1 protein-coding gene and 2 pseudogenes are annotated in these 3830 nt (G+C 39.7%); all 3 read right to left on the reverse strand.

Annotation, left to right across the window (positions count from 1 at the left end; genetic code table 11):
• Positions 1-262: 262 nt before the first annotated feature.
• Entirely contained in the window at positions 263-1939 is a 1677-nt protein-coding gene (locus tag AAEY93_RS20110; RefSeq protein ID WP_124011464.1) for an AMP-binding protein, read from the reverse strand.
• A 115-nt stretch (positions 1940-2054) separates the two neighbouring features.
• Positions 2055-2185: pseudogene (locus AAEY93_RS20115) on the reverse strand (IS3 family transposase); the annotation flags it as partial.
• Positions 2186-2728: 543 nt separating this feature from the next.
• A pseudogene (locus AAEY93_RS20120) lies at positions 2729-3760 on the reverse strand (ABC transporter permease); the annotation flags it as partial.
• Positions 3761-3830 lie beyond the last annotated feature (70 nt).

Here is a 3830-nt window from a genome sequence, read left to right on the forward strand (position 1 = left end):
GTTTTCCTAGATTTAGTTAGGAAATAATCATGTCACATTTGAAGGTTATTGGTATGTGCGGTTAATTGAGCGCTTACTTATTTAAAGGGATGTCGTTACAGGCTGCAGAGGGAGCAACTAAAGATGAGTTGCACCAAATGCTGAAATGGTCGTTGACGGGATCCTCTGTCAGCATGTGAATGAGGTTTAGCCGGATTTGCTCGGCTGCGCCTCATATCTATGCCAAATATGTTGGTTATCCTTAGGACGTCAGTAATAGCGCCTATGAATCTCGCAATTCTCGACGTAAGATCTTGCCAACATTTGATTTTGGCAATTCATCTCTAAATTCAATTATCCTTGGGTTTTTATAACCGGTAAGATATTTTCTACAATGTTTTTTTATTTCATCAACGGTCACATTACCTTTGCGTACAATAAATAATTTAACTATTTCTCCTGTGGCGTCATCAGGAATGCCAATGGCCGCAGCTTCGATGATGTGAGGGTGAAGTGTTGCAACTTCTTCAATTTCAGTTGGAAAAACATTAAATCCCGACACTAGAATCATATCTTTTTTACGGTCTTCAATATAAAAAACCCCATCGTCATCCATTCTTCCTATATCGCCAGAGCTTAACCAACCTCCTGCATGCATTACAGTATTGGTTTCGGCTTCTTGTTGCCAATAGCCTTTCATCACTTGGGGCCCTCTAATTTGAATTTCACCAATTTGGTTGGGACCTAAAGGTTCATTTTTATCATTAACGATACGGAGTTCAGCGCTGGGTAAAGGGACACCAATTGAAGAAATAAATGATTGTTGTTGATGAGTACCTGCAGCGACCACTGGGGAACATTCAGTTAAGCCATAACCTTCTATGACAGGCATTCCAGTGAGCTCTTGCCAACGATCAGCAATATGTTTCTGCGTCGGCATTCCACCTGCAATAGTAAAACGAGCGTGACTAAAATCTAATTCTTGAAAACCAGCATGATTGTTTAGACCATTAAAAAGTGTATTTAAACCAAAAACCATTGTGAATGGATATTTACTTAAATCTGCTACGAAACCATCTATATCTCTTGGGTTGGTAATGAGTAAATTCGTTGCACCGAGAAAGAGCATAAACATCATACTCACTGAGTTGGCAAAAATATGATAAAGCGGAAGTGGGGTTACTGCATATTCCTTATCATATAAGGTTCTTGGGCTAAAATGAGCATGAACCTGTAGAACGTTAGAAATAATATTACTATGAGTCAGCATTGCCCCTTTCGCAGGACCCGTCGTTCCACCTGTATATTGGAGGTATGCTAAATCATCTACTGTTATTTGGGGATCAATAAAGGGAAGTTTCTTGCCTTCGGTTAACGCTCTACGCAGTGAAATAGCGTCGGGGATATGATATTTTGGCACTATTTTTTTGACATGTTTGATAAGAAAATTAACCAGTGTACGCTTATGTATAGCTAACTCATCGCCGATTTTGGTTAAAATAACATGCTTAATGTTAGTCTCATGCAGTATTTGCTGAAGATTATTACCAAAATTTGTGACGGCAACAATAGCACTGGACCCTGAGTCTCGTAATTGATGTTTTAACTCTCGAGGGGTATAAAGTGGATTAACATTTACAATAATGAGTCCTGCTTTTAATGCACCTAAAATAGTGATGGGATATTGCAATAAATTAGGCATCATCAAGGCGATTCGTTCGCCTTTTTTCATTTTTAGTTCAGATTGTAGATAAGCAGCAAAAGCGTTACTTTTACTTTCGAGATCTTGGTAGGATAAGCTATGTCCCATATTAATATATGCTGCTTTTTTAGCATACGCACTAAAAGATTCTTTAAACAAATCATTGATATTGTTATACATACTTGAATCTATTGTTGCGGGCACATCCTCAGGATATTGTTTTAACCACGGTTTATCATTTGTCATTATAGCCATCATTAATGTTGTTGTTTAAACATCACTATTGTAAATTAATTTACCTAATTAGTATAAAAATAATAGGCTGAATTCAATGAATTAACTACTGTTCTAGGGGGTTAGCAGTAGCTAATCTCTCGGAGTGTGACTCGTCCCTGCTTTTATCGCTTTTCCGCTTCACTCTATCTTTCATCAACAATGAAAAAAGCATTCAGCTACTGCATTATCATGACAGTTTCTACTGTGGCACATGCTTGCTTCAGGGTTTGTTGCTAAAGAAAGCTTCGTCAGTCAGAAAAAGATTATGGTACCAGAGCGAATAAGGTAAATCCCTGCTAACTTTCTATCATTTTGGGTCTAAAACGAGTGACAAAAGGCAAGTAATAAAGCTCAAGTCGAACAGTGATTATTCTTGTAAATTAGCGAGAATAATCTCTGTTTTGGATACTCGTTGACTCATCTACACCTGTAATTTAATTCTCTTCGATTTAGCCGCATAGTTGTCTATAGATGAAAGCCAAATAGGAAAATCTCAAATCTAATTAGCTGACTTACTTTTGGAAAGAAACGCGTTAGAGTTCTCAACTTAATCTAGGCTCAAAAGATTACAAAATGTATCCCTAACGTCTAACGCTATGCAGAATATTACTTGACCACAAACAGTGTAAGTGGATAGCGGGGTTAAGGTTTAACCCCAAGTATGCCACTTTGCGTTTAACTCTAGTTGACCTTGTAAATATTTCGACTGTGCGCTATACAATAGTTCCCGTCTTCATAGAGCCAGTAATTGGGGATCCTATTTACTTAGTGTTAGTCTCTTGAGAGTGCATCTACCGGATTTAATTTAGCCGCATTTCGGGCTGGCAGATAACCAAACACAATACCGATTAAGGTCGAGCAGGCAAAAGCCGCCACAATTGACGTACTCGAATAGATCATCTGAAAACTGCTGCCTGTGTAGGTGAATATCATGCCGATAAGATAAGCAAGTCCAATCCCCAATGCGCCACCACAAAAACACACCAGCACGGCTTCAATCAAAAACTGACGCATAATATCGGTTTGCCTGGCACCAACGGCCATACGAATGCCTATTTCGCGCGTTCGCTCTGTTACCGATACCAGCATGATATTCATTACCCCAATCCCGCCAACTAACAAAGAGATAAACGCGATAGCTGATATCAGTAACGTCATGGTTTCAGATGTTTTTTCAATGCTTTTGCGTATCGTATCTGTATTAATAGTGAAAAAATCAACTTTGCCGTGGCGCATACTCAATAAGCTAATAATGCCTTGCTCTGCCACATCACTTGATACATTCGCATCTATCCTTACGGTAATATCGTTTACATAATTTTGCCTAAAAATACGCCCAGACACCGTGGTATACGGCAACCAAACATTCAGTTCATCACTGTTGTCGGACACACTTTCAATTGGCTTTGTTACGCCAATAATACGAACAGGAAGACGGCCGAGAAAAATGACGCTACCTAGCGCATTGCCATCAGGAAAAAGTGTCTGATCGGTATTGGCATCAATGACGGCAACCTGTTCTAGCGTATCGATACTATCATCGGCAAAATATTGTCCCTTAGCAAGCGTATAACCGCGCACGCGAAAATACTCAGTACCCACGCCTTGAATCGATCCTGTGACGGTTTCGCTAGCATAACGTATAACAACATTAGCTCTAACGGTTGGGGTAACGCTGTCCACATAGGGCAATATTTTAAGCGCATTGGCATCGTCTGCCGTGAGCGACTTAACCCGTTCAGAGCGGCGATCTCCTCGCCCTGTGCCTGGTTTTATTTCAATGGTATTGGTGCCCACGGTGTTTTTCAAGGTAGTTGGCACTCTTTACTTAAATTTTAAGCTGCATTTCTTGTTTCTGTTTCAGACTTCTTAT

The organism is Shewanella sp. CAL98-MNA-CIBAN-0140 (genome assembly GCF_040309905.1).
Classification (GTDB): Bacteria; Pseudomonadota; Gammaproteobacteria; order Enterobacterales; family Shewanellaceae; genus Shewanella; species Shewanella psychromarinicola.

What these genes read in the sequence shown, in the direction of transcription:
- AAEY93_RS20110 (WP_124011464.1), bottom strand. Translation starts at nt 1,939, where the DNA reads ATGATGGCTATAATGACAAATGATAAACCGTGGTTAAAACAATATCCT.